Annotated in this window: 22 protein-coding genes; 14 read left to right on the top strand and 8 right to left on the bottom strand. The window is 71.0% G+C overall.

The window, feature by feature from the left end; translation table 11 throughout:
* Positions 1 to 16: 16 nt before the first annotated feature.
* From F4558_RS11545 to F4558_RS11525, 5 genes are read right to left on the bottom strand one after another with little or no spacing between them, the layout of a single operon-like run.
* Positions 17 to 592, bottom strand: a complete 576-nt coding sequence (locus F4558_RS11545) for a GNAT family N-acetyltransferase (RefSeq protein ID WP_053659695.1) — start codon at positions 590 to 592, stop codon at positions 17 to 19.
* On the bottom strand, positions 582 to 2,651 hold the full coding sequence (locus tag F4558_RS11540; RefSeq protein ID WP_167944016.1) for a penicillin acylase family protein: 2,070 nt from the start codon (positions 2,649 to 2,651) through the stop codon (positions 582 to 584). The genes F4558_RS11545 and F4558_RS11540 overlap by 11 nt, the downstream gene beginning before the upstream one ends.
* Positions 2,648 to 3,469, bottom strand: a complete 822-nt coding sequence (locus F4558_RS11535) for an ABC transporter ATP-binding protein (protein WP_167944015.1) — start codon at positions 3,467 to 3,469, stop codon at positions 2,648 to 2,650. The genes F4558_RS11540 and F4558_RS11535 overlap by 4 nt, the downstream gene beginning before the upstream one ends.
* Positions 3,470 to 3,498: 29 nt before the next feature.
* A complete protein-coding gene (locus F4558_RS11530; RefSeq protein ID WP_167944014.1) occupies positions 3,499 to 4,527 on the bottom strand; it encodes a FecCD family ABC transporter permease in 1,029 nt (342 codons plus the stop codon).
* A 55-nt stretch (positions 4,528 to 4,582) separates the two neighbouring features.
* Positions 4,583 to 5,629, bottom strand: a complete 1,047-nt coding sequence (locus F4558_RS11525) for a FecCD family ABC transporter permease (RefSeq protein WP_053660052.1) — start codon at positions 5,627 to 5,629, stop codon at positions 4,583 to 4,585.
* 145 nt (positions 5,630 to 5,774) lie between these two features.
* Between F4558_RS11525 and F4558_RS11520 the strand changes: the two genes are divergently transcribed.
* From F4558_RS11520 to F4558_RS11490, 7 genes are all read left to right on the top strand, one after another.
* Entirely contained in the window at positions 5,775 to 6,806 is a 1,032-nt protein-coding gene (locus tag F4558_RS11520) for an ABC transporter substrate-binding protein (protein ID WP_053659701.1), read from the top strand.
* Between the two features lie 111 nt (positions 6,807 to 6,917).
* Positions 6,918 to 8,489 carry a pyridoxal phosphate-dependent decarboxylase family protein gene (locus tag F4558_RS11515; protein ID WP_167944013.1) on the top strand — a complete coding sequence of 524 codons (1,572 nt, stop codon included), beginning with the start codon at positions 6,918 to 6,920 and terminating at the stop codon, positions 8,487 to 8,489.
* A 67-nt stretch (positions 8,490 to 8,556) separates the two neighbouring features.
* Positions 8,557 to 9,837 carry a lysine N(6)-hydroxylase/L-ornithine N(5)-oxygenase family protein gene (locus F4558_RS11510; protein WP_167944012.1) on the top strand — a complete coding sequence of 427 codons (1,281 nt, stop codon included), beginning with the start codon at positions 8,557 to 8,559 and terminating at the stop codon, positions 9,835 to 9,837.
* A complete protein-coding gene (locus F4558_RS11505) occupies positions 9,834 to 10,412 on the top strand; it encodes a GNAT family N-acetyltransferase (RefSeq protein WP_167944011.1) in 579 nt (192 codons plus the stop codon). The genes F4558_RS11510 and F4558_RS11505 overlap by 4 nt, the downstream gene beginning before the upstream one ends.
* The gene (locus F4558_RS11500; RefSeq protein WP_376767514.1) at positions 10,409 to 12,247 is read left to right on the top strand and encodes an IucA/IucC family protein; all 1,839 of its coding nucleotides are present in this window, start codon (positions 10,409 to 10,411) and stop codon (positions 12,245 to 12,247) included. The genes F4558_RS11505 and F4558_RS11500 overlap by 4 nt, the downstream gene beginning before the upstream one ends.
* A gap of 34 nt (positions 12,248 to 12,281) precedes the next feature.
* The gene (locus tag F4558_RS11495) at positions 12,282 to 12,782 is read left to right on the top strand and encodes an anthrone oxygenase family protein (RefSeq protein WP_167944010.1); all 501 of its coding nucleotides are present in this window, start codon (positions 12,282 to 12,284) and stop codon (positions 12,780 to 12,782) included.
* Between the two features lie 222 nt (positions 12,783 to 13,004).
* Complete coding sequence (locus tag F4558_RS11490; RefSeq protein WP_167944009.1) at positions 13,005 to 15,338, top strand: beta-L-arabinofuranosidase domain-containing protein; 2,334 nt, start codon at positions 13,005 to 13,007, stop codon at positions 15,336 to 15,338.
* Between the two features lie 18 nt (positions 15,339 to 15,356).
* Here the strand turns inward: F4558_RS11490 and F4558_RS11485 are convergent, their stop codons facing one another.
* Entirely contained in the window at positions 15,357 to 15,818 is a 462-nt protein-coding gene (locus tag F4558_RS11485) for a MarR family winged helix-turn-helix transcriptional regulator (protein ID WP_053659709.1), read from the bottom strand.
* Positions 15,819 to 15,963: 145 nt separating this feature from the next.
* On the opposite strand from F4558_RS11485, the gene F4558_RS11480 reads away from it, so the two are divergent.
* Complete coding sequence (locus F4558_RS11480; RefSeq protein ID WP_167944008.1) at positions 15,964 to 16,524, top strand: NADPH-dependent FMN reductase; 561 nt, start codon at positions 15,964 to 15,966, stop codon at positions 16,522 to 16,524.
* Between the two features lie 185 nt (positions 16,525 to 16,709).
* On the top strand, positions 16,710 to 17,372 hold the full coding sequence (locus tag F4558_RS11475; RefSeq protein WP_167944007.1) for a fasciclin domain-containing protein: 663 nt from the start codon (positions 16,710 to 16,712) through the stop codon (positions 17,370 to 17,372).
* A gap of 101 nt (positions 17,373 to 17,473) precedes the next feature.
* Here the strand turns inward: F4558_RS11475 and F4558_RS11470 are convergent, their stop codons facing one another.
* The gene (locus F4558_RS11470; RefSeq protein WP_053659713.1) at positions 17,474 to 18,517 is read right to left on the bottom strand and encodes a LacI family DNA-binding transcriptional regulator; all 1,044 of its coding nucleotides are present in this window, start codon (positions 18,515 to 18,517) and stop codon (positions 17,474 to 17,476) included.
* Between the two features lie 277 nt (positions 18,518 to 18,794).
* Between F4558_RS11470 and F4558_RS11465 the strand changes: the two genes are divergently transcribed.
* The 5 genes from F4558_RS11465 (at position 18,795) to F4558_RS31935 (ending at position 25,328) form a co-directional block, all read left to right on the top strand.
* On the top strand, positions 18,795 to 19,898 hold the full coding sequence (locus tag F4558_RS11465) for a Gfo/Idh/MocA family protein (RefSeq protein ID WP_053660064.1): 1,104 nt from the start codon (positions 18,795 to 18,797) through the stop codon (positions 19,896 to 19,898).
* On the top strand, positions 19,895 to 21,049 hold the full coding sequence (locus F4558_RS11460) for a dihydrodipicolinate synthase family protein (protein ID WP_167944006.1): 1,155 nt from the start codon (positions 19,895 to 19,897) through the stop codon (positions 21,047 to 21,049). Before F4558_RS11465 ends, F4558_RS11460 begins: the two co-directional genes overlap by 4 nt.
* Positions 21,050 to 21,084: 35 nt before the next feature.
* The gene (locus F4558_RS11455; RefSeq protein ID WP_167947386.1) at positions 21,085 to 21,882 is read left to right on the top strand and encodes a sugar phosphate isomerase/epimerase family protein; all 798 of its coding nucleotides are present in this window, start codon (positions 21,085 to 21,087) and stop codon (positions 21,880 to 21,882) included.
* Positions 21,883 to 21,928: 46 nt separating this feature from the next.
* The gene (locus F4558_RS32335) at positions 21,929 to 22,117 is read left to right on the top strand and encodes a hypothetical protein (protein WP_167944005.1); all 189 of its coding nucleotides are present in this window, start codon (positions 21,929 to 21,931) and stop codon (positions 22,115 to 22,117) included.
* Positions 22,118 to 22,229: 112 nt separating this feature from the next.
* Complete coding sequence (locus F4558_RS31935; RefSeq protein WP_312877313.1) at positions 22,230 to 25,328, top strand: S8 family serine peptidase; 3,099 nt, start codon at positions 22,230 to 22,232, stop codon at positions 25,326 to 25,328.
* A 128-nt stretch (positions 25,329 to 25,456) separates the two neighbouring features.
* On the opposite strand, the gene F4558_RS11440 is transcribed toward F4558_RS31935, so the two are convergent.
* Positions 25,457 to 26,224, bottom strand: coding sequence for a hypothetical protein (locus F4558_RS11440; RefSeq protein ID WP_167944004.1), 768 nt, complete (start codon positions 26,222 to 26,224; stop codon positions 25,457 to 25,459).
* Positions 26,225 to 26,296 lie beyond the last annotated feature (72 nt).

Raw genomic sequence — 26,296 nt, 5'->3', positions numbered from 1 at the left:
CAAGATCGACGGGGTTTCAGCAGGGCCTGGCGGCGGGGCGGTTCAGGAAGAGCAGTCGGGCTTGCTTCTCCGGCAGGTCGATGAGAGGTCCGGGGCGGAAGCCGGTGCGTAGGAACCTGTTGATGGCGCGCTCGTTGCGGGCGTCCGGTTCGATCACGACCCGCAGCCGTGTCGGGTCGGCGAGGACGAAGTCCAGGATCGCCCCGAACAGCGCGCCCGTGAAGCCGGGCTCGACAGTTACCGGCGGCCCGATCAGCAGGTGCACGCCGACGTCGCCGGGGCGTACCTCGTAGCACTCGCCGACCGGGTCGGCCTCGGGCTGGTACGTCTGCGCCAGCGCGGCCGGCACACCGTCGCGGTGCACCAGGTACGCGTGGTGGGTGTCCAGCGAGTCGAGGTACGCGTAGATCTCGTGCACCCGCTCGCGGCTCGCGTCGAGCATCCCCCAGAACCGGGCGCGTTCCTGGGTGACCCAACCGTGCAGCAGGTCGGCGTCCTCGTCGGGTCGTACCGGCCGGATGGTGACCACCCCGAACCCGGGGACGTCCCGCCGGTAGTGGTGCCCGTCGACGGTGGAGGTGTCACTGCTCATCTGGCTCCTCGGTGAGTTCGGCCCAGTCGGTGGTCACCGGCAGCAGCTCACCGGCCAGCCACGCTGGGCTCTGGTCGTCGTGGTGCCTGTCGCCGGGCACCCCGCTGGCGCCCAGCGGGACCACCCAGCGGCTGTCCGCACGCCGCGCCAGGTCCCACACGAAACGCGCTGCGGGCCCCCGGAAGCACCGGTGTGTCACCCCGGGCACGCTTGACGTCGCCAGCACGCAGTCGTGGTCGCCGTCGAGCCGGGCGCCTGGTCCGGCCGCCTGGTCGGGCAGCGCCCGCCACGGCGTCAGCCGGTGCAGGTCCCCCCAGGGCACCGGCTGTTCGGCCGCGACCTCCTCGGCCGCCGCCCGGACCAGCGCCGCAACGTCCACGCCGGGCAGCGCGGTGCCGCCGAGCAGGTGCTCCAGCGCGTAACCCACCCTCGGCGTCAGTGCCAGCCAGGGCGCGAACACCTCGGGGTACGCGGGCGGGTCGGCGAGCGCGGCCAGCGCCGGATGGTCGGCGAACCGGCGGACGACGGCGGCCCGCAGTGTGGCGAAGTCCGCGGCGTCGGTGCTGTCGGCGCTCATCCGCCGGTCCCAGCGCAGCAGCCGGTCCCGCAGCGCGGCGGCGGTCGGGGCGAGCCCGGTCAGGTTCCGCAGCACCGTCAGGAGCGCGCCGGCCGACCCCAGGTACGTGTCGGTGTGCACAGCTGCCATCCGGTCGGCCGTCCAGCGTTGCCCGGCGTCGAGCAGTTCGCCGATCCGACGCGCGCGGTGCGGTGGGGCGAACTCGACCCCGAGCGGCGCGGCCAGCCCGCGTTCGTTGGCCATCACCGCCCGGCCGGTCACCTCGGCGCGGGGCATCGGGGTGTGCCAGCCCCGCCAGGCGTGGGTGGCCTCCCAGGCCGGGACCACCCGTCGGCAGTTGTCGGGATGCCGTACCGGCACGGCGCCGGCGACCCGGTGCAGCAGTCCGCCCGTCGTGTCGGCCGCCTGCACCACGTTCACCGGCTCCACCCAGCGCTCCACAGCCGCGTCCACGTCGGCCACCGTACGGGCGCGCAGCAGCGCCGGCAGGACCGCGAAGCCCAGCTCGGAGCGGACCCGGGGCGGATAGCGCAGGCTGATGCCCGTCTCGTCGTCCGGCCCGCCGACGATCAACGGTCCCCGGTCGGTCTCCACCACGTCCACCCGTACCGGCTCCGCACCGGCCACCTCGATCGTCTCGACATGGTGGTGGGCGTCCTGCCAGCCGTCCGGGCCGAGCGCCCGCACCCGGGTCCCGTCCCGGCGCAACCGTTCGGCGTACAGGTCCTGGTAGTCGGCCATCGCGTTGGTGATCGCCCATGCCACCGTCCCGGTGTGGCCGAAGTGGGCGATCCCCGGTACGCCGGGCACGGCCAGCCCCACCACGTCGTACTCCGGGCAGGCCAGCCGGATCTGCTGGTAGACGCCCGGATCCTCGATGAAGCGGTGCGGGTCGCCGGCGAGCAGGGCCGCGCCCGTGCCGGTGCGTTCGGGGGCCAGCAGCCACCCGTTGCTGCCGGCGACGGCCGGCCCGTCGATGGCGAACAGGTCGACGGACGCCGGGCCGAGCTTGCGTGCGACGTGCTCGCGCCAGAGCTTGCCGGGGAACCCGGCGAACAGGATGTGGTGGCCCAGCCACACAGCGAGCGGCGTCCACGGCTCCCACCGGCCGGGGGTCAGCCCGACCGCCGCGAACTCCGGTGCCCTGCCCGCCCCGGCGGCGAGGCCGTCGTTGACCCCGGTGACGTACGCGCCGACCCACTCGGCGGTCGCGGGGTCCAGCGCGGCGTGGCAGCGGCGGGCGGTGTCGGCGAGCCGGACCTGCCGGGCGAAGCGGTCCCAGGCGAGCGCGTCGGCGCCGAGGAACGCGGCGCTGGTGCCCTGTGCCCGGTGCCGTTCCACCTCGATCTGCCACGCCCGGTCGTACGCGGTGACGCGGCCCTGCGCCGCCGCGAGGGCGAGCGGGTCGTCGGCGCGAAGGTGCGGCACACCCCAGCTGTCGCGGAACCGCCTGGCGGGGCGCCGCCCACCGTCCTCGGTCACGCCAACCCCGGCACCGTCACGGCGGCCCGTCGGCGGGAGGCCGGAACGACGAGCGGGGTGCCGGTCTCCGGGTCGTCGATCACCTGGCAGGGCAGCCCGAACACCTCACCCACAAGGTCGGCGGTGACCACCGTTCGCGGGTCGCCGGCGGCCACCACCCGGCCGTCGCGCATGGCGATGAGATGGGTGGCGTAGCGGGCCGCGTGGTTCAGGTCGTGCAGCACCACGACAAGGGTGCGTCCCTGCTCCTCGTGCAGTTGGGCGCAGAGGTCCAGGATCTCGATCTGGTGGGCGATGTCGAGGTACGTGGTCGGCTCGTCGAGCAGCAGCAGCGGGGTCTGCTGGGCCAGCGCCATGGCGATCCAGACCCGCTGCCGTTGCCCGCCGGACAGCTCGTCGACGGGCCGGTCGGCGAGGTCGGCGACGCCGGTGGCGGCCATCGACTCGTCGACGATCCGCTCGTCCTCGCGCGACCACTGCCGCAGCAGCCCCTGGTGGGGGTAGCGGCCCCGGGCGACCAGCTCGGCGACGCTGATGCCGTCCGGCGCGATCGACGACTGCGGCAGCAGGCCGAGGGTGCGGGCCACCTTCCGGGCCGGCAGGTCGTGGATGTCCCGGCCGTCCAGCAGCACCGCTCCGGCACTCGGGCGCAGCATCCGCGACAGCGCGCGCAGCAGCGTCGACTTGCCGCAGGCGTTCGGGCCGATGATCACCGTGAACGACCTGTCGGGCACCTCCACCGTGAGGTTCTCGGCGATGGTGCGCCGGTCGTAGGCGAGCGTCAGCCCGGTGCCACCGAGGCGGGAACTGCCGTCCATGGATGCTCCTTCGAGGGCGTCGCGGGTGTTCACAGCCGACCCGCCCGGCGTTCGACGGCAAGCAGCCACACGAGGTAGCCGCCGCCGATCATCCCGGTCACCACGCCGACCGGGAGTTGGTGCCCGGTGAACGCGCGCTGCGCCAGCAGGTCGGCGCCGACCATCAGGGCCGCGCCGAGGGCCATCGACGGCAGCAGGTTCGGGCCGGGCGACCCGGTGAGCCGCTTGGCCAGGTGCGGCGCGACAAGCGCGAGGAAGGAGACCGGGCCGGCGGCGGCCGCCGAGAACGAGACGAGCAGCACCGCTGCGGCGAGCAGGACGAGACGTAGCCGGCGCACGGGCACCCCCAGGGCGCTTGCCGTGTCGTCGCCCAACTCCATCATGCGCAGGGCCGGGCCGCAGACGACGAGCACCAGCGGCGCCAGCACGGCGGTGACGGCGAGCAGCGGGCCGGCGTTGGCCCAGCCCCGCCCGTCCAGGCTGCCGGTGAGCCAGAGCACCGCGCGGGCGGCGTCCATCAGAGGGGCCCGGGTCAGCAGGTAGCCGTTGACACCCGTGAGGATCGCGGCGACGCCGATGCCGACAAGGATGAGCCGGAAGCCGTGCACGCCGCGTCGCCAGGCGAGCGTGTAGATCAGCAGGCCGGTGCAGAGCCCTCCGACGACCGCCGCGCCGGCCAGGGCCATGCTGCTGCCGCCGAGGACGACCACCACGAGCGCGCCTGTCGACGCGCCCTGGGTGAAGCCGAGCATGTCGGGGCTGCCCAGCGGGTTGCGGACAAGCGACTGGAAGATCGTGCCGGACAGGGCCAGCGCCGCGCCGACAAGCAGGGCGGTGACCAGCCGGGGCAGTCGCAGCTCGTTCACGATGAACTGCTCGGCGGGGGTGCCGCCACCGCCCAGGGTGCGCAGCACGTCGGCCGGACCCATCGGGTAGTCGCCGCTGCCCAGCGCGACCAGGCCGAGCCCGGCCGCGAGCACTGCGGCGCCCGCGCCGATGGCCAGCGCGCGGGGGCGGAACCGCAGGGACAACCCGCCGGGGGTACGGATGACAGTCATGTCGCCGCTCCGCTGCGCTCCGCGCTGGCGTGCCGCGCCGAAACGTTCAGCCCGCTCATGGGTGTGCCACCCGGGAACGGGTGACCAGCCAGAGGAAGAGCGGGCCGCCCAGCACCGCTGTCACCATGCCCACCTGGAGTTCACCGGGTCGGCCGAGCACCCGGCCCAGCACGTCGGCGCCGAGCAGCAGCACCGGCGCGAGCACCGCGCAGTACGGCAGGAGCCAGCGCAGATCGGGGCCGGTGAGGGCGCGTACCAGGTGGGGGACCAGCAGTCCGACGAACACGATCGGGCCACAGGCCGCGGTCGCCGCGCCGCAGAGCAGTGTGACAGCGACGATGACGGCCACCCGGATGAGCGCGGGTCGGGCGCCCAGCGCACGGGCGGCGTCGTCGCCGAGCGCGAGGGCGTTCAGCGGGCGGGCGGCGGCGAGGGCGACCAGCAGACCGACCACGATGAACGGTGCCACCCGGGTCACTGTCGCGGCGTCGGCGCTGGCCAGTGAGCCGACCGTCCAGAACCGCAGCCGGTCCAGTGAGGCGGTGTCCAGCATCATGACCGCGCTGACGTACGAGTAGAGAGTGGCGTTGAGTGCCGCGCCGGCAAGCGCGAGGCGGGCCGGGGTGGCGCCACGTCCGCCGCCGACGGCGTAGACCAGGGCGGTGACCGCCGCGGCGCCGGCAAGCGCGAACCAGACGTACCCGCCGATGGCGGTGACGCCCAGCAACGCTGCGGTGGCAACGGCGGCGGACGCGCCCGCGTTGATGCCGAGCAGCCCGGGGTCGGCAAGTGGGTTGCGGGTGAGGGCCTGCATCACCGCGCCGGCCATTCCGAGCGCCGCACCGGCAAGCAACCCGAGCAGGGTGCGGGGTAGGCGCATCTGGTGCACCACCGCGTATTCGGCGGCGTCGCGGTCAAGCAGCCCGGCCCAGACGTCGGCGAGCGGCAGGGACTTGGCGCCGACCCCGATGCTGAGCACCAGGACGACGCCGAGCAGCGCCACGGCGGCGATCAGGCCGGCGGCGCGTGCCGCCTGGCGGGAGCGCCGCGCCGGCTGCGGCGCGGTCGGTGATGCCGTCGACCCGGGCGCGGATGGCGCCAGGGTGCTGACGGACGGTGTGGCGTCCAGGGTGAACTCCGGGGGTGTGGCGACACGGCGTACCGCTGTTGACAATGTCCGAGGTTAGGCTAACCTAAGCCCGCTGTCCCGGTCGACCCCGGCCGTCCCTTGATCGAAAGACGACACCATGCCCGAATCTCTGTCCGCCCGTCGCCTGACCCGCCGTGGCCTGCTGGCCGCCGGAGGCGCCGCCACCCTTGCCGCTCTGCTCGCCGGCTGCGGCAAGGACGATGACGCGAAGCCCGCCGCCGGCAACACCGGTGGCCCCTGGTCGTTCACGGACGACCGCACCAAGAAGGTCGAGGCGGCGGCCCGCCCGGCACGCGTGGTGGCCTTCACCGGGGTGGCCGCGGCACTTGTCGATTTCGGTCTCGACAAGCAGATCGTCGGCGTGTTCGGTGAGACCAAGCGGGCCGACGGCACGACAGACCCGCAGGCGGGCGACCTGAACGTCGAGTCCGTGGAGATCCTGGGCAACGTGTGGGGCGAGTTCAGTGTGGAGAAGTACGCGGCCCTGCGCCCCGAACTGCTCGTCACGCACATGTACGACCCCGACGCCCTCTGGTACGTGCCGGACGAGAGCAAGGACAAGATCCTGCCGCTCGCGCCCAGCGTCGCGATCACCACGGCCCGGGTGCCGATGACCAAGCCCATCGAGCGGTACGCCGCCCTGGCCGAGTCGCTCGGCGCGGACCTGTCCGCCAAGAAGGTCACCGACGCGAAGACCCGCTTCGACGCCGCCGCCGAGAGCGTCCGCCAGGCCGTCAAGGCCAACCCCGGCATCAAGGTGATGGCCTGCTCCGGCAGCCCCGACCTGTTCTACGTCTCCAACCCCAAGGTGAGCACCGACCTCATGTACTTCGCCGAGCTGGGCGTCGACATCGTGGTGCCCACCAAGCTCGAATCCGGCGACTACTTCGAGGCGCTGAGCTGGGAGAACACCGGCAAGTTCCCAGCCGACCTGATCCTGCTTGACAACCGCAGCACCGCGCTTCAGCCCAAGGACCTGGCCGCCAAGCCCACCTGGGGTCAGCTGCCGGCGGTCAAGGCCAACCAGGTGACCCCGTGGGACGCGGTGCCCCGCTTCTCGTACGCAGGTGCCGCACCGCTGCTGGAGAACCTGGCCACCGCGATCAAGAACGCCAAGAAGGTCAGCTGACGCGACGGCGCGTCTGAGCGGCGACACAACCCATAAGGCAGTACGACCCCCGGCGCGGAACCGCGCCGGGGGAGGGTTCCGGCTGCCCATCGTCGAGAACGTGGAGGACACGTGACCGTGCCGACGTACCCCGCCGAGAGCATTCCGCCGGCAACGGCCACACAGTGGCCGGCCGCCGGGCCGCCGGGGACACTGGCCGGCGCGCGGGCGCAGCTGCTGCACGACGGCTCGGTCGAGCACTACCGGCGGACGATCGCCGACGGTGTCGACCGGGTCGTCCGGCGGGTGGCCACAGTGCAGCAGCCCGGTACCGGCGTCGCCCCCGCCGACCTGGCCCCCGTGGTCGACCGGGTCGACCTGGACCGGCCCCTCGGCGACGCGGGCGCGGCACTGGACGAGCTGGAGGACGTCTACCTGCGCGACACCGTGTGGTTCCACCACCCCCGCTATCTCGCCCACCTCAACTGCCCGGTGGTCATCCCGGCGTTGCTGGGCGAGGCGGTGCTCAGTGCGGTGAACTCCTCACTGGACACCTGGGACCAGAGTGCCGGCGCCACCCTCATCGAGCGACGCCTGATCGACTGGACCGCCGCCCGCGTCGGCCTCGGCCCGGACGCCGACGGCGTGTTCACAAGCGGTGGCAGCCAGTCGAACCTCCAGGCGCTGCTGCTGGCCCGGGAGGAGGCGTGCGCCGCTGCGCTCACCCCGGCGGCCCGCGCAGAGCTGCTGCCCCGGCTGCGCGTACTCACGTCCGCCGCCGGCCACTTCAGCGTGCAGAAGTCGGCAAAGCTGCTCGGCCTCGCCCCGGATGCCGTGGTCGCGGTCCCCACCGACGCGCGGCGGCGGATCCAGCCCGCCGCCGTCCGCGACGAGATCGCCCGATGCCGGCAGGCCGGGCAGGTGGTGATGGCCGTCGTCGGCACCGCGGGCACCACCGACTTCGGCTCCATCGACCCCCTCGCCGAGCTGGCTGGGATCTGCGCGGATGCCGGCGTGTGGCTGCACGTGGACGCCGCGTACGGCTGCGGTCTGCTCGTCTCACCGACGCGCCGGCACCTGCTCGACGGCATCGAGCGGGCCGACTCGGTGACTGTGGACTACCACAAGTCGTTCTTCCAGCCGGTCAGCTCCAGCGCGCTGCTGGTCCGCGACCGGCGGGTGCTGCGGCACGCCACCTACCACGCCGACTACCTCAACCCGGCTCGGATGGCCGAGCAGCGGATCCCCAACCAGGTCGACAAGAGCCTGCAGACCACCCGCCGCTTCGACGCGTTGAAGCTGTGGCTGACGCTGCGGGTGATGGGTCCGGACGCCCTCGGCGCGCTCTTCGACGAGGTGGTCGACAGGGCCGCGGACGCGTGGCAACTGGTAAGCGAGGATCCCCGCTTCGAGGTGGTGACGCGCTCCGAGTTGAGCACTGTCGTCTTCCGCTACCTGCCCACCGGCCCGGGTCGCGACCTGGCCGACGAGGCCAACCTGTACGCCCGGGAGGCGCTCGCCGCGTCCGGTGCCGCGCTCGTGGCGGGGACCCGTGTCGACGGCCGGCACTTCCTGAAGTTCACGCTGCTCAATCCGGCCACCACCGTCGACGATGTGGGCCACGTCCTCGAACTGATCGCCGCCCACGCCGGTCGGTACGTGGCCGAGCGTACCGCCGCCGACCTGGCCTGCCATGTCGGCTGACGCCGGCGCCGAGCAGGCTGCCGCGTCCACCCGACCCGTGACACCGCAACCGCGCCGGAAGGGCCGGATGTCCACCCATGACTTCGTCGCCATCGGGCTCGGCCCGTACAACCTGGGGTTGGCCTGTCTCACCGCGCCGATCGACGATCTGGACGGCGTGTTCCTGGAGGCCCGGCCCAGTCTGGCCTGGCACCCGGGCATGCTGCTGGAGTCGGCCCGGTTGCAGACCCCGTTCATCGCCGACCTGGTCAGCCTCGCCGACCCGACGTCGCCGTACTCCTTTCTCAACTATCTGAAGGAGATCGGCCGGCTCTACCCGTTCTACATCCGGGAGAGCTTCTATCCGTTGCGCAGCGAGTACGACGCGTACTGCCGGTGGGCGGCGGCGAAGCTGCCGAACCTGCGCTTCGGTCAGGCGGTGACCACAGTGGAGTACGACCCGGCCGACGAGCGGTACGTCGTGCGGGCCGACACCGGCGAGGGGGAGAGCGTCGAGTACCGCGCCCGGCACCTGGTGCTCGGCACGGGCACCCCACCGCACCTGCCGGCCGCCGTGGACGGACTGCCCGGCGACGCGGTGCACAACTCGCGCTACCTGGAGCACCGGGACGCGCTGCGCACCAAGCGCAGCATCACTGTGGTGGGCAGCGGGCAGAGCGCCGCCGAGATCTACCACGACCTGCTCGGCGACCTCGACCGGTACGGCTACCAGCTCAACTGGGTGACCCGCTCGCCGCGGTTCTTCCCCCTCGAATACACGAAGCTGACGCTGGAGATGACCTCACCGGACTACGTGGACTACTTCCACGCGCTGCCCGAGGACACCCGCTACCGGCTGGAGGCCGAGCAGAAGGGCCTGTTCAAGGGGATCAACGCCGACCTGATCAACGACATCTTCGACCTGCTGTACGCGCACAGCGTCGACGGTCCGGTGAACACCCGCCTGCTGACGAACACCGAGCTGGTCACCGCCGAGCACCACGACGGTGAGTACACGCTGGGGTTGCGGCACGTGGAGCAGGAACGGGACTTCACGCTGCGCACCGAGGGGCTGGTGCTTGCCACCGGCTACCACTACCGGGTGCCGGAGTTCCTCGCACCGGTGCGCGAGAGGATCCGCTGGGACGCGCACGGCCGTTTCGACGTGGCCCGCAACTACAGCATCGACCACACCGGGCGGGGCATCTTCCTGCAGAACGCCGGCACCCACACGCACAGCATCACCTCACCCGACCTGGGCATGGGCCCGTACCGCAACTCCTTCATCATTCGGGAGCTGCTCGGCCGGGAGCACTACCCGATCGAGAAGAGCATCACCTTCCAGGAATTCGGGGTGACGACGTCGTGACCACCGTCTTCACCCGCACCGACGGGCGGCTCGGCGAGTTCGCGCTGCGTACCCTCGATCCGGACGGTGACGCCGCGCTGCTGCACGCCTGGGTGACGAACCCGAAGGCCGCGTTCTGGCTGATGCAGGATGCCGACGAGGCGGCGGTGGCCACTGAGTACCGGCGCATCGCCGAGCACCCGCACCACGACGCGTACCTCGGGCTGTGGCGGGGGACGCCCGCCTTCCTTGCCGAGCGCTACGACCCGGCCCACGTCGAGCTGGTCGGGCTCTACGACAACCAGCCCGGCGACGTGGGCATGCATTTCCTCTGCGCGCCCACCGACGCCCCGGAGCACGGCTTCACCCGTGCGGTGATCACCACAGTGCTGGCGTGGCTCTTCGCCGACCCGTCGACCCGGCGGGTGGTGGTGGAGCCGGACGTACGCAACACCGCCGTGCACGCGCTGAACGCCGTCGTCGGCTTCGAGGTCGTCGGCCAGATCGCCAAGCCGGAGAAGGACGCGCTGCTCAGCGTCTGCACCAAGGCCCAGTTCCACGCCGCCGTCACCGAACTCGAAGGAGCCCAGGCGTGACCGCCACCGCCGTTCCCGCGTCACCGTCCGTGCCGGCCGTCGCCGCCGACCCGGTCGGGCACCTCACGCCGCAGCGCTGGGCGCGGGCCAACCGGCTGCTGGTCCGCAAGGCGCTCGCCGAGTTCACCCACGAGCGGCTGATCACGCCCCAGCCCGTGCCCGGCGACGACGACCGGCAGTGGTACGAGGTCCGCAGCGACGACGGCACTGTCACGTACCGGTTCGCCGCCCGGCTGCTCGCCCTGGAGCACTGGCAGGTCGACGCCGACAGCATCACCCGGCGGCGCGACGGCACCTCGCTGCCGCCCGACGCTGTGGATCTCATCGTCGAGCTGCGCGGCACCCTCGGACTCTCCACGGAGGTGCTGCCTGTCTACCTGGAGGAGATCACCTCCACGTTGGCCGGCAGCGCGTACAAGCTGGCCCAGGCCGGGCCGAGCGCCGCCGAACTGGCCGTGGCCGACTTCCAGACAATCGAGACGTCGATGACCGAGGGGCATCCCTGCTTCGTTGCCAACAACGGGCGACTCGGCTTCGGGGTCGACGAATACCACAGGTACGCCCCGGAGGCCGCCGCGCCGGTGCGCCTGGAGTGGTTGGCCGCGCACCGGGACCACTCGACGTTCAGCAGCGCCGCCGACCTCGACTACGACACGTTGATCGAGGGGGAGCTGGACCCGGAAACCCGAGCCCGGTTCGCCGCCACAATGGCCGGTCTCGGCCTGGACCTCGCCGACTACCACCTGATCCCGGCGCACCCGTGGCAGTGGTTCAACAAGCTGGCGGTCACGTTCGCCGGTGAGCTCGCCGAGCGCCGGCTTGTGCACCTCGGTCCCGGGCCGGACGAATACCTTGCCCAGCAGTCCATCCGTACGTTCTTCAACGTCACCGAGCCGCGCCGGCACTACGTCAAGACGGCGCTGTCGGTGCTCAACATGGGCTTCATGCGTGGGCTGTCCGCCGCGTACATGGCCGCCACCCCGGCGATCAACGACTGGCTGGCCGACCTGATCGCGGGCGACGAGGTGCTTGCCGGCACCGGGTTGACGGTGATCCGGGAGCGCGCCGCGGTGGGCTACCGGCACCGGCAGTACGAGGCGGCCACCGAACGCACCTCCCCGCACCGGAAGATGTTTGCCGCCCTGTGGCGGGAGAGCCCGGTGCCGGGCCTCGCGCCGGGGCGGCGACTGACCACGATGGCCGCGCTGCTGCACGTCGACGACGACGGCGGCTCGCTGGCGGCGTCCCTGATCGCCCGGTCGCAGTTGGCGCCCGAGGTGTGGCTGCGCCGCTACCTGGACGCCTACCTGACCCCGCTGCTGCACAGCTTCTACGCCCACGACCTCGCCTTCATGCCGCACGGCGAGAACGTCATCCTGGTCCTCGACGAGACCGACACCGTCGAGCGGGTGATCTTCAAGGACATCGCCGAGGAGATCGCGGTGATGAGCGCCGACGTCGTCCTGCCGGAGGCGGTGGAGCGCATCCGCGTCGAGGTGCCCGACGACACCAAGCTGCTGACGATCTTCACCGACGTGATCGACTGCTTCCTGCGGCACCTCAACGCGGTGCTCGTCGAGGCCGGAGTCCTGCCCGAGGACGACTTCTGGCGGACGGTCGCTGCCTGCGCGTCCGACTACTTCGACACCGTGCCGCACCTGGCCGAGCGGGTACGCCACTACGACCTGTTCGCACCGGAGTTCACGCTGTCCTGCCTCAACCGGCTGCAACTGCGGAACAACAAGCAGATGATCGACCTCGCCGACCCGTCGGCCGCGCTCCAGTTCGTCGGCACCCTTACCAACCCGTTGGCCGCCCACGCCAGACGCCGCTGACGCCGCCCGCGTCCGGTGGTGCACTGTGGTGGGCATGGGTTTCCTCCGTACCGCGAGCCTGCTCGCCGCCACCCTCACCACCGGTCTGACCGCCGGCCTGTTCACCGCGTTCGCCTACGCGGTGATGCCGGGTCTTCGCCGCACCGACGACCGCACGCTCGTGCTCGCCATGCAGCGGATCAACGAGTCCATCCTCAACGGGTGGTTCGCCATCTGCTTCGGTGGAGCACTGGTGTTCACGCTTCTGGCGGCGGCGCTGCACCTGGACGCCGGGCACCGGGCGGTGCTGCCGTGGATCGTCGCCGGGCTGCTGTCGTACCTGGTGGTGCTCGGCCTCACCGCAGTGGTGAACGTGCCACTCAACAACGTGCTGGCCCGGGCCGGGGACGTCGACCGGGTCGCTGATCCGGCGGCGCTCCGGGAGCGTTTCGAGACGCCCTGGGTACGCGCCAACGTGGTCCGCGCCGTCGCGTCGACCGGCGCGTTCGGGCTGCTCGCGTGGGCTCTGTTCGAGGCCGGGAGGCTGCCCGCCTGAGCCGCGGGTGTTATCGATAACAAGGTCGGCATCTGACGCGCCATCAGCGGTAACAGCGCTGATCAACGGACGAACCGCACTCATCGTCTTGAATGAAGGCGGTCATCGGCCGTAACATGCCGGACACGGATGTGAGCGCTAACGCTCGTGTCTGACCGCCCTGTCGAGCCCCGTCCCGCCCGGCTGTGCTCCGTCGCCTGTTGCGCTCTCCGTGGAGGTTCCATGTCACCCCTGCCCATCAGTCGCCGCCGCGTGCTGCAAGCCGCCGGCGCCACCGCCGTCATCTCCGCCACCGGCGGGACCGTCCTGAGCGCGGGCCCCGCCGCCGCTGCCGTCGTCCCGCCGGCGCGCGCCGACCTTGGCGTCGGGGCGTACCCCTTCGAACTCGGTCAGGTGCGACTGACCACCGGCCGCTGGCTGGACAACCAGAACCGCACCCTCAACTACCTGCGCTTCGTCGACGTCGACAGGCTGCTCTACAACTTCCGGGCCAACCACCGGCTGTCCACGAACGGCGCCGCCACCAACGGAGGCTGGGACGCGCCGTCGTTTCCGTTCCGGACCCACATGCAGGGGCACTTCCTGACCGCCTGGGCCCACGGCTACGCGGTGCTCGGCGACACCACCTGCCGGGACAAGGCGAACTACATGGTGGCCGAGATGGCCAAGTGCCAGGCGAACAACGGCGCTGCCGGGTTCGGCGCGGGCTACCTCTCCGGCTTCCCGGAGTCCGACTTCACCGCACTTGAGGCGCGGACGCTGTCCAACGGCAACGTGCCCTACTACTGCATCCACAAGACCCTCGCCGGGCTTCTTGACGTGTGGCGCTACACCGGCAACACGCAGGCGCGCTCGGTGCTGCTGGCACTGGCGGGCTGGGTCGACGCACGGACGAGCCGGTTGAGCTCCAGCCAGATGCAGTCGATGCTGGGCACCGAGTTCGGCGGCATGAACGAGGTGCTCACCGACATCTACCAGCAGACCGGCGACGCGCGGTGGCTCACCACCGCCCAGCGGTTCGACCACGCCTCCGTGTTCAATCCGCTCGCCGCCAACCAGGACCAGCTCAACGGACTGCACGCCAACACGCAGGTGCCCAAGTGGGTGGGCGCCGCACGGGAGTTCAAGGCCACCGGCACCACCCGGTACCGCGACATCGCCTCCAACGCCTGGAACATCACTGTCGGCGCGCACACGTACGTCATCGGCGGCAACAGCCAGGCGGAGCACTTCCGGGCGCCGAACGCCATCGCCGGCTACCTCAGCAACGACACCTGCGAGCAGTGCAACACCTACAACATGCTCAAGCTGACCCGGGAGCTGTGGCTGCTCGACCCCAACCGGACGGACTACTTCGACTTTTACGAGCGTGCCCTGATCAACCATCTGATCGGCGGCCAGAACCCCGCCGACAGCCACGGCCACATCACGTACTTCACGCCACTGCGGCCGGGCGGGCGTCGGGGCGTGGGTCCCGCGTGGGGCGGTGGCACCTGGAGCACCGACTACAACTCGTTCTGGTGTTGCCAGGGCACCGGCCTGGAGATCAACACGAAGCTGATGGACTCCATCTACTTCTACAACGGCACGACCCTGACGGTGAACCTGTTCGTGCCGTCGGTGCTGACCTGGTCGCAGCGGGGCGTCACTGTCACCCAGACCACCACCTATCCGGTGAGCGACTCCACCACGCTCACCCTGTCCGGCACGATGAGCGGCTCGTGGAGCATCAGGGTCCGCATCCCGGCGTGGACAAGCGGCGCGACGATCAGCGTCAACGGCGTGGCGCAGTCGGTGACCACCACACCCGGCAGCTACGCCACGATCACCCGGACCTGGGCCGCCGGTGACACCATCACTGTGCGCCTGCCCATGCGGGTGATCATGCGAGCCGCCAACGACAACGCGTCCGTCGCCGCCGTCACGTACGGGCCGAGCGTCCTCTGTGGCAACTACGGCAACACCACACTGAACGCGCTGCCGTCGCTCGCCGTCTCGTCCATCGCACGGACCAGCACCAGTTCGCTCGCGTTCACCGCCTCCGCGAACGGGGCGACAGTAAACCTCGGGCCGTTCCAGGACGCCCACGGCTTCAACTACACCGTCTACTGGAACACTTCGGGCAGCAGCGGCGGTGCCAGTCACCGGCTCGTCAACGTCGGCACCGGCCTGGTCCTCGGCATCCAGAACATGTCCACCGCCGACGGTGGGCTCGCCGTGCAGTGGGGTGACAGCGGCACCGCCGACCACAACTGGGTAGTGGTGACCGACGGCGACGCCGTCCGGTTCCGCAACGTCAACAGCGGCAAGGTCCTCGGTGTGGAGAACATGTCCACCGCCGACAACGCCCGCGTCCTCCAGTGGGCCGACAACGGCACCGCCGACCACAGGTGGATCCTGGTGAACAACGGGGACGGCACCTACAAGATCCGCAACGTCAACAGCGGCAAGCTGCTGGGCATCCTGAACGGGTCGACGGCATGGGGTGCGCAGGCCGTGCAGGACCCGGACAACGGCAGCGCCGACAACCGCTGGCGGCTCGTGCCCAACGCCTGACGAGGAGCCCGACCTGGCTCAGTCGGTCGTGCCGACCCGCTCGAACGCGCGGGCCAACTGAGCCAGGTCCAGGCCCTCGAAGTGCCGCAGGAACCGCCGGCGTACGGCCGCCAGATGGCTCGGCCAGGACTCCTGGAGGCGGGCCAGGCCCGCCTCGGTGAGGATGGCGTTCCAGCCGCGGGCGTCTTCCTCGCACCGTTCCCGCTTCACCAGGCCCTGGGTCTCCAGCCTGATCACGGTGCGGGTCATGCCGCTGAGCGAAAGGTGGCAGACCGAGGCGAGTTCGTGCATGCGCATCCGTCGTTCCGGGGCCTCGGAGAGGTTCATGAGCGCCGTGTACTCGGTCAGCGGCAGTTGGCGGTCGCTGACCATGTCGGCGTCGATAGTGCGGGGCAGCACGTACATCATCTGGCCCAGAGCGCGGACCAGGGCCTCCTCGTCGGGGCCGAGGGGACGTGGACGGGCAGGGCTCTCGTGCATTCCTTCAGCATAGTTGCTTGATTGAGCAAGTGCTCGCGCACCGTGTGACGACGGTCATGGTGGCTGTATTTGCTTGACGAAGCAAGTAATGGCTACGGTTCTCGACGGCACGCAGACCACGAACCTTCGGAAAGGCGCCAACACCATGACCAGGATCGGGATCATCCTCGGAAGCACCCGCCCGGGGCGTAACGGTGAAGCCGTGGCCCGCTGGGTCCTCGATGTCGCAAGGCAGCGCTCCGACGCGGAGTTCGAGCTGATCGACCTGCTCGACTACAAGCTGCCGCACCTCGACGAGGCATATCCGCCGGCGATGGGGCAGTACACCCAGCCGCACACCCTGCGCTGGGCTGAGACGATCGCGTCGTTCGACGGGTTCGTGATGGTCACCCCCGAGTACAACCACTCCACCTCGGGGGCGCTGAAGAACGCCATCGACTTCCTCTACGCCGAGTGGAACAACAAGGCCGTCGGCTTCGTCAGCTACGGCTCGGTCGGCGGCGCACGGGCCGTCGAGCACCTTCGCCTGATCGCCGGTGAGCTCCAGATGGCCGACGTACGCTCGCAGGTCGCTCTGTCGCTCTTCACCGACTTCGAGAACTTCAGCGTCTTCACGCCCAACCAGCACCAGATGGAGGCGCTCGGCGTGACCCTCGACCAGGTGGTGGCCTGGAGCAGCGCGCTCGCACCGCTGCGCCAGAGCTGACCCACGAGGCGGCCGCGGGATCCCGTCCCGCGGCCGCCTCAGCTCGACCCACCCGTTGATTCCGACCACCGTGACGGGGCAGGGGAACTTTTTCGGCCGTCGATGCATCCGGGCGACCTGCCTGGTGCGAAGCATGGATCGTGACGAGACGTCACGGATCCGACGCATCGACGAAAGGCCCGCTGATGAAGATCGCACGACTCGCCGCCAGGATGGCCGTGGGCGCCGTGGCCACCGCGCTGGCCACCACGGCTGTCGCCGTGCCGGCCGCTTCGGCGACCGGCAAGGCCAAGCCGCTCGGCACGACGTCCCTCGCCCAGGTGCTCACCAAGGACACCAGCGGCTTCGACCGCAACTCGCGGGACTTCGACGTGCTGACCGCCGCCGTGCTGGCCGTGCTGGAGGCCAAGCCCAACTCGCCGGTCAAGGTGCTCACCGACGGCACCGTCACCCTGACCGCGTTCATTCCGACCGACGCCGCGTTCCAGCAGTTGGTACGCGAGATCACGCAGGCCACGAAGCTGCCGAGTGAGAGCGCCGCGTTCAGCGCCGTCGCCGGCCTGGGCATCGACACCGTGGAGAACGTACTGCTCTACCACGTGGTGCCGGGCGCCACGATCGACCGTAAGACGGCGGTCCGGGCCGACGGCACGGACCTGACCACCGCGCTCGGCTCGACCGTCGAGGTCGACGTGCGCACCTACCTGTTCATCTTCCGTCAGGTGCGGCTTGTCGACGCCGACACCAACGACCGGGACGCCCGCGTCGTCACCTTCGACGTCAACAGGGGCAACCGGCAGATCGCGCACTCCGTGGACCGGGTGCTGCGCCCGATCGACCTGCCCTGATCGGGTTCGGGTGGCGTCCGACCACACGTCGGGCGTCACCCGCGCCGATCGTCAGCCCGTGCCGTTCGTCAAGGCGCGCCGATCGTCAAGCCTGGCGACCGTCAGGCTGCGCCGGCGGTGCCCCGATCGTGCTGCGGAGCGGGGCCGGCGGTGCCCCGACGGACCAGTTCGGCGGGGAGCACCTCGACCCGTGGCGTCGGCGTCTGCGCGCCGAGCACCATGGACATCGTCCGGACTCCCATGTCGACGAGCGGCAGTCGCACGGTGGTCAGTGCCGGAGTCACGTCCCGGGCGATGGGCATGTCGTCGAAGCCGACCACGGAGACCTGCTGCGGCACGGCCAGTGAGCGGGCCCGAAGGGTGGCGAGCGTGCCGATCGCCATCGAGTCGTTGAGCGCCACGATCGCTGTCAGGTCAGGGTCGGCGTCGAGCAGCCGGGCGGTTGCCTCGGCGCCACCGTCGCGGTCGAATTCGGCGTACCGGATGCGTCGTTCGGGAAGCTCGCGGCCCTGCTCGTCAAGGGCCTGCCGGAGCCCGGCGAGCCGGTCGGTGGTGGTGGTGAGGATGCGCGGACCGGCGACCACGCCGATCGCCCGGTGCCCCAGCTCGCACAGCTCCCGGCCGGCGAGGTAGCCGCCCGTCCGGTTGTCGGGCATCACCGCGTCGCCGAAGTGCTCGTGTCGACCGATCACCGCGACCCGCCCGCCGGTCGCCTCGTACGCGGCGAGTTTCTCGTTGAGCTGTCGGGTGAACGTGTCGTCGTGATAGCCGGAGCCGGCCAGGATCAGTGCCGCCACCTGGTGGCCGCGCAGCAGCTCCACATACTCCAGCTCGCGCTCCGGGTCGCGGTAGCTGTTGCAGATCATCAGCAGCCGGCCGCGGTCGGTGGCGACCCGTTGCAGTCCACGGGTGATCTCGGCGAAGTACGGGTCGGAGACGTCGTGCACGATCACGCCGACCGCGCTGCGGTGTGAACGGGCCAGCAGTTGCGCGTGGGCGTTCGGCACGTACTGCAACTCGGCGACGGCGGCGAGCACCCGTTCGCGCAGCTCGTCGGTGACCGGCTTGCTGCTGCCGTTGATCACGCGGGAGGCGGTGGCGGGCGAGACACCCGCGCGTCGTGCCACATCGGACAGCGTCGCCATGGCCGCCCCCTTGTTCTGTTGCCGGCGTTTCGCCGTGCCGGTCGAAACGCCACGGTACCGCGTTGAAAGCCCTTTCCCGCAGGCAGGTCCGAGAGGTGTGACGTGGGCCAAGGAAAGGCCTTGCCTGGCGTCTGCGGCCCGCCTACGCTTCCGGGAAAGCGTTTGCCTGACCGCCGCCCGGCAGGCTCCACTGCTGCTGCGCCGGGCCCAGAGGAGGTTCCGCGTGACCACGACCCGTAGGTCGATCGGCATCATCGTCAATGGTGTGACCGGCAGGATGGGCTACCGGCAGCACCTGGTCCGGTCGCTGCTTGCCATCCGTGAAGCCGGCGGCGTGGCGTTGGCCGACGGCACGACCATCTGGCCGGAACCCGTGCTGGTCGGGCGCAACGAGACCAAGCTGCGGGAACTCGCCCAGCGGCACGGCCTGACCGAGTGGAGCACCGACCTCACCTCAGCCCTGGCCCGCGACGACGTCGAGATCTACTTCGACTCCCAGGTCACCCAACAGCGGGAGAAGGCGATCCGCCAGGCCATCGAGGCCGGCAAGCACATCTACACGGAGAAGCCCCTCGCCGAGGACACCGCCGCCGCGCTCGACCTCGCGCGGGCCGCCGACGCCGCAGGCGTACGCACCGGCGTCGTCCAGGACAAACTCTTCCTTCCCGGCCTGCGCAAACTCAAGCGGCTCATCGACGGCGGCTTCTTCGGCCGGATCCTCTCGGTGCGGGGCGAGTTCGGCTACTGGGTCTTCGAGGGCGACTGGCAGCCCGCCCAACGTCCGTCGTGGAACTACCGGGCCGAGGACGGCGGCGGCATCGTCGTCGACATGTTCCCGCACTGGCACTACGTGCTGGAGGAGCTGTTCGGGCGGGTCAACGCCGTCTCCTGCGTCACCGCCACCCACGTGCCGGAGCGTGTCGACGAGGACGGCCGCGCCTACGCGGCCACCGCCGACGACGCGGCGTACGGCACCTTCGAACTCGACGGCGGCGTGATCGCGCAGATCAACTCGTCGTGGGCGGTGCGGGTGTACCGCGACGAACTCGTGGAGTTCCAGGTCGACGGCACCGAGGGCAGCGCTGTGGCCGGGCTGCGCCGCTGCCGGGCACAGCACCGGGCGGTGACGCCCAAGCCGGTGTGGAACCCGGACCTGCCGGTCACCGAGAACTTCCGGGCACAGTGGACCGAGGTGCCCGACAACGAGGAGTTCGACAACGGTTTCAAGGTGCAGTGGGAGGCGTTCCTGCGGCACGTCGTGGCGGGCGAGCCGTTCCGGTGGGACTTCCTTGCCGGGGCACGCGGCGTCCAGCTCGCCGAGCTGGGGCTGCGCTCCGCCCGCGAGGGCGTTCGTGTCGAGGTACCGGAGCTGCGCTCGTGACCGCGCCCGAGGTGGTGCTGCCCGGCGGACGCCGGCACCGACTGGCCGTCGGGGCCGGCTTCGACCGTCCGGCCACGCCCGCCGCCAGCCGGATCGCGTACGCCGCCGCCCACGTCGTCGCCGACCCGGGCGCGGAGAACGTGCCCGGTGCCCCGGCCGCCGTGGACTGGGACACCACCCTCGCGTTCCGGCGGCACCTGTGGTCGTACGGGCTCGGTGTCGCCGAAGCGATGGACACCGCCCAGCGGGGGATGGGGCTCGACTATCCGGCGACCCGGGAGCTGATCCGGCGCAGCGCCGCCGAGGCCCGCGCGGTGGGCGGGCGGATCGTCGCCGGGGTCGGCACGGACCAACTGCCCGCAGGCCCGGCCACCCTGGCCGCCGTGACCTCCGCGTACATCGAACAGCTCGGCGACGTCCGCGCGGCCGGCGCCCGGCCGGTGCTGATGTGCAGCCGGCACCTGGCCGCCGCCGCGCGCGGCCCGGAAGACTACCTGCGGGTGTACGACGAGCTGCTCACCGCGGCCGACGAGCCGGTGGTGCTGCACTGGCTGGGCTCGATGTTCGACCCGGCGCTGACCGGCTACTGGGGTGCCGATGATCTGGACCTGGCCGCCGACACGGTGATCGAGCTGATCAAGGTGCACCAGCCCAGGGTGGACGGCATCAAGGTGTCGCTGCTCGACGCGGGCCGGGAGATCGCACTCCGTCGCCGGTTGCCCGCCGGGGTACGCCTCTACACCGGCGACGACTTCCACTACCCGGAGCTGATCCGGGGTGACGACGTCGGCCACTCCGACGCGCTGCTCGGGGTGTTCGCGGCCATCGCGCCGGCCGCCGCCGCCGCGCTGGCCGCGCTTGATCGCGGCGACCTGGCGGCGTACGACGAGATTTTCGCGCCGACCGTACCGTTGGCGCGGCACCTGTTCGCGGCACCGACCTGGCACTACAAGACGGGCATCGTGTTCCTGGCCTGGCTTGCCGGCCACCAGGACCACTTCACGATGGTCGGCGGCGCGCAGTCCGGCCGGTCCCCGGCGCACCTGGCCACCCTGCTCACCCTGGCCGACGCGGCAGCGCTGCTGCCCGACGCCGACCTGGCCGCAGCGCGGGCGCGGGCCTTCTTCACAGTGGCGGGGGTGGCCCAGTGAGCGGGGCGGCGGACCCATCACCGGTCGCCGGTGGGCTGGAGCGGTTCTCGTTCAACCAGGCGACTGCCCAGCGCTGGCCTCTGCCGGACGTGGTGGCCGGTTGCGTGGCCGCCGGTGTGCCGGGTATCGGGTTGTGGCGGGAGCCGGTGGCGGAGTACGGGCTGGCCCGGTCGGCGAAGCTGGTCCGCGACGCCGGCCTCACTGTCACCTCGCTGTGTCGGGGCGGCTTCTTCTCCGCCGACGACTGGCGCTCGGAGAACCTGCGGGCCATCGAGGAGACCGCCGTTCTCGGAGCCGGTGAGTTGGTGCTCGTCTCCGGTGGGCTGTCGCCGGGCAGTCGCGACATCGACGGGGCGCGGCGCCGGGTCGCCGATGCGATCGGCGAGTTGGCTCCGCACGCGGCGGCGGCCGGTGTGCGGCTGGCCATCGAGCCGCTGCACCCGATGTTCGCCGCCGACCGGTGTGTGATCGCCACGCTCGGGCAGGCGCTGGACATCGCCGAGTTGTTCGACCCCACTGCGGTCGGCGTGGTGGTGGACGCGTACCACGTGTGGTGGGACGACACGGTGTATGCGCAGATCGCGCGTGCCGGCGCGCGGATCGCCGCGTTCCAGGTCTGCGACTGGGTGACGCCGCTGCCGGAGGGGGTGCTGCTCGGTCGGGCGTTGCCCGGCGACGGCTGCATCGAGCTGCGTCGGCTGCGCGAGGCGGTCGACGCGGCCGGTTATGTCGGCCCGATCGAGGTGGAGGTCTTCTCCGCCGAGGTCTGGGCGCGTCCGGGCGCGGAGGTGTTGGACGCGGCGGTGACGGGGTACCTGCGCCACGTCGTCTGAGGGAGCCCGCCCGCGCTGCCCGCTGCCCGTCGCTGGCGCCGGGACCATGCTGACGCAGTTGCGGGATTACCTGCCGGCGGATTCCAACATCATCCGGTTCCAGCGGAGGTTCGAGGTGGAGCCACTGCCGGGAACGGTCACCGTCGCCGTCCGGAGGACGCGGCACCAGCTCGCGGCGCTTAAAAGACGCACTTGTCGCACGCACGGTGATCTTGCAGGTACCGGCGTTTCGTAACACCGCGCAAACCCTCGTTTAACCGTGACTGCCTTAGGTGTGGGAGCGCTGACAACGCACAAGTTGTGCAGAATGATCTTCGCTCCACAGGGGAGCACTCGAAAGGAGTCTCGTGACCAACAGCACGAGCAGAGCCAGGCTGCGGCGATTGGCGATACCGACGCTGGTCGTCGCCATGATCACCGGCACAACCGGTGTCGCGGCATCGGCAGCCCCCGGCGACCAGCCGGCCACCAGCGGCCCGGGTTACTTCTCCGCCGGGTCCGACCGGACTGTCACCCTGACCGACGGCAACGACCGCCGGCCCGGCGGCGCCGACGCGGCCAACCGCCAGGCCGCCCCGGGCGAGACCGTCCCCGGCATGTACGTCGTCGAACTGACCGACGAGCCGCTGGCCACGTACACCGGTGATGTTTCCGGGCTGGCCCGGACCCGCCCGGCGGCGGGCGATCGTCTGGACGTGACGTCGGCGCCGTCGAAGGCGTACCGGGGACACCTGGACGCGCAGCGGGCAGCCGTCGCCAAGGCGGCCGGGGTCAAGGTCAACGGGGCCTACACGACCGCCTTCAACGGCTTCTCGGCGAAGCTGACGGCCCAGCAGGTGACCGCCCTGCGGGCGGACAAGCGCGTCCGTGCCGTCACCGCTGCGCGAGCGCTCGACATCAGGACAACGTTGCCAAGCGCGACCGATGCCACCTCGACCGCTGCCGTTCCCCCCGGGGCCGCCGCTGTCGATTCGCCGACGCCGACCACGGGTGCGGACCGTCCCGGGCCGGACAAGCCCGGCAAGCCGGCCGAGCCGGTCAAGCCCGGTCCCGGCACGGGCGCGGGCATGGTGATCGGCGTGCTGGACACCGGCATCTGGCCGGAGAGCGCGTCGTTCGCCAAGAAGATGCCCGCTCCGGCGGGTTGGCGCGGCACCTGCCAGACCGGTGTCGCCTTCGTGGCTGAGCACTGCAACGGCAAGATCGTCGGTGCCCGGTACTTCGCCGACTCGTGGCTCGCCTACGGCGGCTCGATCCCCGAGGGCGAGATGTTGTCTCCCCGTGACATGTCCGGGCACGGCACCCACACCGCCTCCACGGCGGCGGGTCTGCCGGTGCGGAACGTCACGATCGACGGCCGCGACTTTGGTCCCGTCTCGGGGGTGGCGCCGGACGCCCAGATCGCCGTCTACAAGGTGCTCTGGGCCGGCACCGGCCTCGATGCCGACATCATCGCCGGCATCGACGCGGCCGTCGCCGACGGCGTGAATGTCATCAACTACTCGATCGGCTCCCAGTTCGGCGACTTCGAGGCCAACTCCCCGATCAACTTGGCGTTCCTCAACGCCACCGTGGCAGGGGTCTTCGTGGCGGCGTCGGCGGGCAACACCGGCATCGTGAGCGGGGCGATCAGCAACGCGGCGCCGTGGGTGACCACTGTCGGCGCGGCGGTGACGAAGCTCGACGAGGCGACCGCCACGTTGGGCGACGGCACGAAGCTCGTCGGCGGCTCACTCGACGCCATGCCCGGTGGCGGCTCGCGGCCGCTGGTCTTCGGCGAGCAGGCCGGCTCACCCGGGTTGGGTGCGGTCTACTGCGAGCCCGGCAGCCTCGACCCGGCCAAGATCAAGGGCAAGGTTGTCGCCTGCGCGCTCTCCGACCTGTTCGGGTCGGCCGCCGAGATCAAGGCCAAGGGCGGAGCCGCGATGGTGGTGTTCGACCCGGCCGGCAACTACCGGATCAACTCCATCTTCAACTTCCCGGTGCTCTACCTGCCCACCAAGAAGCAGGCCGGCACGTTCTTCACCTATCTGGTGCGCCACCTGACCGACGGGACTGTCACTCTGCGCAACGGCGGTGACGGCTCCAGCGTCCCGGGACTGCCCAGCGTCGCGGACTTCTCCTCCACCGGCCCGACCGGGACGGCCATGGGCGTCTCCAAGCCAGACCTGGTGGCGCCGGGGTCGAACATCATCGCGGCGGTGTCCCCGGCCGGCAACTTCGGGCGGAACTACGACGCGTACTCGGGCACCTCGATGGCCTCGCCGTACGTGGCGGGCGCGGCGGCGATCCTGCGCGCCACCCACCCGGACTGGTCGCCCGGCGCGGTCGCCTCGGCACTGCGCACCACCGCCACCGACACCGTCGGCACCAGCAGCCCTCTGGACCAGGGCAGCGGCTTCATCAACCTGGCCAAGGCCGCCGACCCCGGAGTGGTGATCGAACCGGCGGCGGCTGACCTGGTCAAGTTCAGCCAGACGGCACAGCCCGACGGCAGGGAACTCAACCAGCCGGCCATCTCGTTGCGCGAGTACGACGGCACCCGGCAGGTGACGCTGACCCGCACCCTCACCAACGTCGGCACGGCCCGGGAGACGTACCACTCGTCGGTGTCCGGCCTGGACGGCATGAAGGTCAACGTGACGCCGGCATCGGTGTCGCTGCAGCCGGGCCGGTCCGCGACGGTGACCATCACCCTGCGCCGGGGCAACGCGCCCTGGGACAGGTACGTGACCGGTGCGATCACCTGGAGCGGCAAGGCACACAGCGCCCGGATTCCGGTCGCCGCCCGGCCGTGGGGTATCAGCCCTCGGCCGTACGGCGACGACGGCGAGGAGTTCGGTCGGATGGTCAACGGCGCGTTCGGCTCGATCCAGCCGGGCTTCACGGGGCCGCTCGCCGCCCGCAGCACCGGCTACACGCCGATGGTGCGCAAGGCGTACTCGATGCCGGCCGGCGTCGACGGCGGGGTGTTCGACCCGAACGCCACCGGAGTGAAGAAGGTCGACTTCACCGTGCCGGCGAACACCGCCGGCATCGTCGTCCAGCTCAAGACCGACAACCCGAACGCGAACCTGGATCTGTACCTGTACAAGGGTGACACCCTGATCCATCGCAGCGACAGGGGCTGGACCAGCGACGAGCAGGCGTACAAGTTCCTGCCCGAGCCGGGGCGCTACACGGCGTACGTGTTCGCCCAGGTGCCCGGTGGTCCGGTCGTCAACTTCGAGTTGGCCCACGCCATCATCGGCCGTAACGCCACGTACTCGCCGGCCACGCTGACCGTCCCTCGCACGGCGGAGCGCGGCATGACGACCAACTTCACCCTGACGCCCAAGACGCCGCTGCCCGCCGAGGGCGAAGTCTGGGGCTACACCGAGTGGAGCACCAACGGCACGGTCATCCCCGGAAACCTCGTCTACACGCAACGAAGCTCCTGGGAGTAACAGGTACCGACCGGTGGGGTGGTGCGTCCCGCACGCGCCACCCCACCGGTGTGTCATCCGCGCCAGACCAGCGGCTGCGCCGACCGGCCGCCGTCGACGGCCACGCCCGTGGGCGGCAGTGCGAGCGTCTAGCGCTGCCAGGCGTCGAGGGTCCGCACGCCGTCGCGTACCGCCTGGTCGAGGACTGCCGGGTTGCCGCTGGTGCCCTCCCAGCCCTGGTCGTTGAACACAGCGACCGCGCCGTCGACGCGCGCCACCGCGATCTGGCTGGTGGCGGTGTCACCGGTGCGGTCTCCGTTCAGGCTCGTCTCGGCCCACGTCCGGGTCAGCAGCAGGGCTTCGTCGCCGGCCCCGGGCAGCGCGCGGCTCTCGACCTTCACCGGGTTGTCGCCCTGCTTGTAGGTGGGGCACGCCTGCACGGCGCTGCGAACGCGCTGCATGTAGTCCGAGGCGCCGTCGCCGTCGAAGGTGAAAATGGTCTGGTGGATCATGCCCTGCGGAACGTTGGAGGGTGGTTCGTCGGCCTTCTTGTAGGTGACGGTCATGGCGGCGCTCGCGGTCACCTGCCGCCCGCCCGTGCCGAACTCGTTGGCGCACAACTTCGGTAGGGCGTTGGACACGGGCGTTGTCTGTCGAGGGGACTTGCGCAGCTCGGGAGGCAGCTCGAAGAAGGCCGACGTGGGAATCGTCGTCGGCCGGGCGCTGGCCGTCGGTGATGGTTGGTCGCTCGGGTTCGTCGAGGTCACCACTGCCGTCGGTGACGGCGCCGCCGACCCCGAACCGGTCGGAGGCGCACCGTCGGTGCAGGCCGTGCCCATCGTGACGGTGCCGAGCAGTGGCACGATCAGCGCGAGGACCTTCGTCGCCCGGGTGGTCGGTGGTGCGTACCGGCTCATGGTTACCCCCATCTCCACACCAGCAGTTTCCGTCGATCGGTACGCCGAAACGCGCACGGCCGCATCGACACG

Origin of the sequence: Micromonospora profundi, from assembly GCF_011927785.1 — a bacterium.
Lineage (GTDB): Bacteria > Actinomycetota > Actinomycetes > Mycobacteriales > Micromonosporaceae > Micromonospora > Micromonospora profundi.
The sequence above is the reverse complement of the archived record's forward strand: the minus strand, read 5'-3'. Positions and strand labels throughout refer to the sequence as shown.

Excerpts from the sequence above, each read along its gene's own strand:
- F4558_RS11545 (WP_053659695.1), bottom strand. The coding sequence starts at position 592 with ATGAGCAGTGACACCTCCACCGTCGACGGGCACCACTACCGGCGGGAC.
- F4558_RS11535 (WP_167944015.1), bottom strand. The coding sequence starts at position 3,469 with ATGGACGGCAGTTCCCGCCTCGGTGGCACCGGGCTGACGCTCGCCTAC.
- F4558_RS11530 (WP_167944014.1), bottom strand. The coding sequence starts at position 4,527 with ATGACTGTCATCCGTACCCCCGGCGGGTTGTCCCTGCGGTTCCGCCCC.
- F4558_RS11520 (WP_053659701.1), top strand. The coding sequence starts at position 5,775 with ATGCCCGAATCTCTGTCCGCCCGTCGCCTGACCCGCCGTGGCCTGCTG.
- F4558_RS11510 (WP_167944012.1), top strand. The coding sequence starts at position 8,557 with ATGTCCACCCATGACTTCGTCGCCATCGGGCTCGGCCCGTACAACCTG.
- F4558_RS11495 (WP_167944010.1), top strand. The coding sequence starts at position 12,282 with ATGGGTTTCCTCCGTACCGCGAGCCTGCTCGCCGCCACCCTCACCACC.
- F4558_RS11490 (WP_167944009.1), top strand. The coding sequence starts at position 13,005 with ATGTCACCCCTGCCCATCAGTCGCCGCCGCGTGCTGCAAGCCGCCGGC.
- F4558_RS11485 (WP_053659709.1), bottom strand. The coding sequence starts at position 15,818 with ATGCACGAGAGCCCTGCCCGTCCACGTCCCCTCGGCCCCGACGAGGAG.
- F4558_RS11480 (WP_167944008.1), top strand. The coding sequence starts at position 15,964 with ATGACCAGGATCGGGATCATCCTCGGAAGCACCCGCCCGGGGCGTAAC.
- F4558_RS11475 (WP_167944007.1), top strand. The coding sequence starts at position 16,710 with ATGAAGATCGCACGACTCGCCGCCAGGATGGCCGTGGGCGCCGTGGCC.
- F4558_RS11470 (WP_053659713.1), bottom strand. The coding sequence starts at position 18,517 with ATGGCGACGCTGTCCGATGTGGCACGACGCGCGGGTGTCTCGCCCGCC.
- F4558_RS11465 (WP_053660064.1), top strand. The coding sequence starts at position 18,795 with ATGGGCTACCGGCAGCACCTGGTCCGGTCGCTGCTTGCCATCCGTGAA.
- F4558_RS32335 (WP_167944005.1), top strand. The coding sequence starts at position 21,929 with ATGCTGACGCAGTTGCGGGATTACCTGCCGGCGGATTCCAACATCATC.
- F4558_RS11440 (WP_167944004.1), bottom strand. The coding sequence starts at position 26,224 with ATGAGCCGGTACGCACCACCGACCACCCGGGCGACGAAGGTCCTCGCG.